Consider the following 4,394-nt stretch of genomic DNA (forward strand, 5'->3'; position numbering starts at 1 on the left):
GCGCAAATGGGGCGCTATCGGCGCCACCGCAAGGCCCGCCACCTTGCCGCCGGGCGCTTTCAACGTGGCGATTCGGGGCGGGCCGCGGTCAGGTCTTGTCGACAAAGCTGTCGATGACCTTCTTTTCGCCGGCCTTTTCGAAGGTGATGGTCAGCTTGTTGCCCTCGATCGCCTTGATCAGGCCGTAGCCGAACTTGACGTGAAAAACCCGCTCGCCGCGGGTGAAGGCGCTGGCCTGCGGAGCCGAGACGGCGACCAGCCGGCCTTCTCCCTCGATCGGCGCGCCGCGCGCCGAGGATCCGCCCGAACGCCAGGTCGAGCCACGCTCGGCGACGCCGGCCGTGCGTTCCTGGGCCCGCTTCCAGCCGGGGCTGGAATAGCCGGCCCCGCTGCCGCTGAAGGTGTTGGACGGCTCGTCCCAGCGTGAGGCGACGGTCTGCTGCATGCCGGGGCCGCCGCCGTAATAGCCGGTCTCAGAGGCCGCATCGACATGGGCCAGGGGCAGTTCGTCGACGAAGCGGCTGGGCAGTTGGCTGGTCCAGCGGCCATAGACCTGGCGGTTGGCCACGAAGCTGATCCGGGCCTCCTCGCGGGCCCTCGTGATGCCGACATAGGCCAGGCGGCGCTCTTCCTCGAGGCCCTTCTCGCCCTTGTCGTCCATGCTGCGCTGGCTGGGGAAGACGCCTTCCTCCCAGCCGGGCAGGAAGACCAGCGGGAACTCCAGGCCCTTGGCCGCGTGCAGGGTCATGATCCACACGGAGTCGCCGCTGGAGCCCTTGTCGAGGTCCATGACCAGGGCCACGTGCTCCAGATAGCTTTCCAGGGTGTCGAAGGCGCTCATCGACTGGACGAGCTCTTTGAGGTTCTCCAGCCGGGTCTGGCTGGTCGGGCCCTTGTCCAGCCGCAGGGCGTCGGTATAGCCGCTCTCCTCGAGCACGGCCTCCATCACCCTCTGGTGCTCGGTGGTGGCGGCCAGGGCCCGCCAGCGATCCAGGTCGCGCAGGAAGTTGCTCAGGGCCGTTCGGGTGCGGGCCGGCAGGTCATCGCCGCCGATGATCATCCGCGCCGCGTCGATCGTCGACAGGCCCTGCGAGCGGGCGATGTGCAGCAGCTTCTGCACCGAGGTGTCGCCGATGCCGCGCTTGGGGGTGTTGACGATGCGCTCGAAGGCCAGGTCGTCGTCGGGCGACTGGATCAGGCGCAGATAGGCGTGGGCGTCGCGGATCTCGGCCCGTTCGAAGAACCGCGGGCCGCCGACCACCTTGTAGGGGATCTGCAGCATCACGAAGCGCTCTTCGAAGGCGCGCATCTGGAACGAGGCCCGCACCAGGATGGCCATCTGGCTGTACTTGCGGCCGGCCCGCTTGGAGCGCTCGATCTCGTCGGCGATCATCCGGCTCTCGGCCTCGCCGTCCCAGACGCCGCTGACCTTGACCTTCTCGCCGCCCTGTTCCTGGGTCCACAGGGTCTTGCCCAGGCGGCCCTTGTTGGCGTCGATCAGGCCCGAGGCGGCGGCCAGGATGTGTTCGGTCGAGCGGTAGTTGCGCTCCAGCTTGACCACCTTGGCGCCGGGGAAATCGCGTTCGAAGCGCAGGATGTTGTCGACCTCGGCCCCCCGCCAGCCATAGATCGACTGGTCGTCATCGCCGACGCAGCAGACATTCTGACGGCCCTGGCCCAGCAGGCGCAGCCACAGATACTGGGCGACATTGGTGTCCTGATACTCGTCGACCATCACATATTTGAAGCGGCGCTGGAAATCCTCCAGAACGTCAGGATGTCCGGTGAAGATGCTGATATTGTGCAGCAAAAGGTCACCGAAGTCGCAGGCGTTGAGAATGCGCAGCCGGTCCTGATACTGGCGGTACAGGCTGATGCCCTTGCCGTTGGCGAACTCGCCCGCCTCGCTGGTCGGCACCCGGTCGGGGGTCCAGCCGCGGTTCTTCCAGGTGTCGATCAGCCCGGCCATGGCCCGCGGCGTCCAGCGCTTGGCGTCGATATTGTCGGCTTCGATCAGCTGCTTGAGCAGCCGTTCCTGATCGTCATTGTCGATGATGGTGAAGCTGGACTTCAGGCCGACCAGCTCGGCGTGGCGGCGCAGGATCTGGGCGGCCACCGAGTGGAAGGTGCCCAGCCAGCGCAGGCCCTCGGCCTCGGCTCCGATGATGTGGGTGATCCGCTCGCGCATTTCGCGCGCGGCCTTGTTGGTGAAGGTGACGGCCAGCATCTCCCACGGCCGGGCCTTGCCGGTGGCCAGGATGTGGGCCAGGCGCGTGGTCAGGACCCGGGTCTTGCCGGTGCCGGCCCCGGCCAGGACCAGCACGGGCCCCTCGGTCGCCTCGACGGCGGCGCGCTGTTCGGGATTGAGCCCGGTCAGATAGTCGGGCGCCGGGCCGGTCGGGGCCTGGGCTCGGGCCAGATCGGAAATACGCGGGGCGGGAAGGTCGGACGAGTCGGACATGGGAGAACATATGGAGCACGGCCGCCCGTCCGCCAACCTGTCTGGCGCCGGGGCGGGCGGCGAGGGCCGGCTTGGCGGTCCGGAACCCGCCGATCCCGGACCTGGCGGCCGAGCGCGCCGTGTTCAGGCGTCGGGTCCGGCGGTCGCCTGGGCCAGGGCGAAGACCCGGCAGGCCGAGGCCAGCGGCCGTTCGCCCCGTCCGGCGTCGATCCGCTGGATCAGGGTCGCGAGGCTGATCGCCTGGGCGAGGGCCGACTGCTCGAGCACCCGCCAGAACTCCGGTTCCAGCGCGAGCGAGGTGGCGTGGCCGGCCAGGTTGATCGAGCGCTTCTTGAGGCTGCCCATGGGGCGGATCCCGCTTGTTGTCGACCTGGCGCCAATTGCGCTTGAATCATCGTGACGCAGTGTCATCTTCGTTGATCTCGCAGGAGCATGCCGAATGAACGCCGCCGCGCAAGGCCTGGATGCTGGAGGTCTGAAACAGGCCCCGTTCACGCGGCCTGGCCGCGAGGGCTTCAGGCTTCAACCGCTGCGCGCGCTGCGGGCCGTCCGCCGGTTGATCGCCGACAAGGAAGACACCGCCCAGGTGTTCGAGATCATGCGGGCCTGGCCGGGGACGCGATCCCCGGGGCTATGGCCGTCTGCTGGCGACACCGCAGGGCGGTCGCATCGCCTATGAGCGCGAGGAGTTCGCCCAGCGCCTGTCCGACGCGGCCTGGCTGGCCAGCTTTCCGGCCGGAACGGTCGGCGCGGCCTATCGCGACTTCATCGCGCCGCGCGGCCTCTCGGCCGAGGGCCTGGCCGAGGAAAGCCGCAAGGTGGCCGACACCGATATCGACGCGGCCCATCCCCTGGCCTGGTACGCCCGCCGGATGCGTGACGTGCACGATGTCTGGCATGTCTTGACGGGCTACGGGACCGACGCCCTGGGCGAGGTCTGCGTGGTGGCCTTTTCCTATGCCCAGACCCGTAGCCTGGGCTTCGCGGTCATCGCCCTGGCGGGCGCCCGGCAGTTCAGCCGCGCCCGGAACGGTCAGCCCTACGCCAAGGCGGCGCGCGAGGCCTGGCGCAATGGCAAGGCCTGCGCCTGGCTGCCGGCGGTGGACTATCCGGCCCTGTTCGCCCTGCCGCTGGACGAGGCCCGGCGGCAGCTGCGGATCGCGACCAATCCGACCTATCAGGCGATCCCGCCGCATCTGCGCGACCGTTCCACGGTTCACTAGGGCGCGGTCGGCGTACCTGTGTCCGGTTCGCCGCCTGAACACGCTTTAAGCTCATGAAGAGAGAGCCTTCTATCCGGCCCGGATGACTCCATCCGACCTGGAACGGCTCCGGGGCGAGCCCCCGTCGTCTCAGTCCTCGCGCTTGGCCCCGTCGTGGTCGCGCCTGAGCTTGTCGGCGCGGGCGGCGTCCAGGGCCTTGTCGGCCTTGCCGCGACCGAACTTGGCGCGGTTCTCGGCGGCCCGGGTCTTGTCGTCGGCCTTGGTCCGGGCCTTGCGCGCCTTGTTGAGGTTGAGGATTTCCGCCATGCCTATCGTGCCTTGATCGGCCGCAGGATCAGGGTCGACTGCAGCCTCAGGGTTTCGCCGGCCTTCAGAACCACGGGCGCGCGGCCGGGGAAGACGCAGTTCTGCATCGACGGCTCGCGGCGCAGGATCCACTGGCGGATCGGCCGGCCATTGGCCTTGCAGGCCAGGCCGACGGTCCAGGCCGGCAGGCCCGGCTCACGGGCCCAGGCCATGCCCATGGCGGGGCCGGCCGCCACGGCGCCGACGGCGGGGACCACGGCCTTGCCCTCCGAGCCGAAGCTGAGCTTGTCGGTCGCGCCAAGCGGATCGAGAACCCGCCATAGCCCTTGGCGTCGTCACTGCCGGCCAAGGCCAGGCTGTCGGCCCGGGCGGTGATCACCGTCTCGACCTCGATGCGCCGGGCC

General features: G+C 69.2%; 6 protein-coding genes. 2 read left to right on the plus strand and 4 right to left on the minus strand.

Features of this window, described 5'->3' with window-relative positions; genetic code table 11:
- Positions 1-88: 88 nt before the first annotated feature.
- Together CSW58_RS10245 and CSW58_RS10250 are read right to left on the minus strand one after the other, a co-directional pair.
- A complete protein-coding gene (locus tag CSW58_RS10245; RefSeq protein WP_099447220.1) occupies positions 89-2,461 on the minus strand; it encodes an ATP-dependent helicase in 2,373 nt (790 codons plus the stop codon).
- 123 nt (positions 2,462-2,584) lie between these two features.
- Positions 2,585-2,806 carry a ribbon-helix-helix domain-containing protein gene (locus CSW58_RS10250; RefSeq protein ID WP_099447221.1) on the minus strand — a complete coding sequence of 74 codons (222 nt, stop codon included), beginning with the start codon at positions 2,804-2,806 and terminating at the stop codon, positions 2,585-2,587.
- Between the two features lie 94 nt (positions 2,807-2,900).
- Between CSW58_RS10250 and CSW58_RS15270 the strand changes: the two genes are divergently transcribed.
- Together CSW58_RS15270 and CSW58_RS10255 are read left to right on the plus strand one after the other, a co-directional pair.
- Positions 2,901-3,140, plus strand: a complete 240-nt coding sequence (locus CSW58_RS15270; protein WP_236627765.1) for a hypothetical protein — start codon at positions 2,901-2,903, stop codon at positions 3,138-3,140.
- Entirely contained in the window at positions 3,130-3,684 is a 555-nt protein-coding gene (locus tag CSW58_RS10255) for a ubiquinone biosynthesis protein COQ4 (protein WP_236627767.1), read from the plus strand. Before CSW58_RS15270 ends, CSW58_RS10255 begins: the two co-directional genes overlap by 11 nt.
- Positions 3,685-3,813: 129 nt before the next feature.
- Here the strand turns inward: CSW58_RS10255 and CSW58_RS10260 are convergent, their stop codons facing one another.
- Entirely contained in the window at positions 3,814-3,990 is a 177-nt protein-coding gene (locus CSW58_RS10260) for a DUF4169 family protein (protein WP_099447222.1), read from the minus strand.
- Positions 3,991-3,992: 2 nt separating this feature from the next.
- Entirely contained in the window at positions 3,993-4,247 is a 255-nt protein-coding gene (locus CSW58_RS15275; protein ID WP_236627766.1) for a hypothetical protein, read from the minus strand.
- Between the last annotated feature and the right edge of the window lie 147 nt (positions 4,248-4,394).

The sequence above is a fragment of the Caulobacter sp. B11 genome (assembly GCF_002737765.1).
Taxonomy (GTDB): Bacteria; Pseudomonadota; Alphaproteobacteria; order Caulobacterales; family Caulobacteraceae; genus Caulobacter.

What these genes read in the sequence shown, in the direction of transcription:
- CSW58_RS10245 (WP_099447220.1), bottom strand. Translation starts at nt 2,461, where the DNA reads ATGTCCGACTCGTCCGACCTTCCCGCCCCGCGTATTTCCGATCTGGCC.
- CSW58_RS10250 (WP_099447221.1), bottom strand. Translation starts at nt 2,806, where the DNA reads ATGGGCAGCCTCAAGAAGCGCTCGATCAACCTGGCCGGCCACGCCACC.
- CSW58_RS15270 (WP_236627765.1), top strand. Translation starts at nt 2,901, where the DNA reads ATGAACGCCGCCGCGCAAGGCCTGGATGCTGGAGGTCTGAAACAGGCC.
- CSW58_RS10260 (WP_099447222.1), bottom strand. Translation starts at nt 3,990, where the DNA reads ATGGCGGAAATCCTCAACCTCAACAAGGCGCGCAAGGCCCGGACCAAG.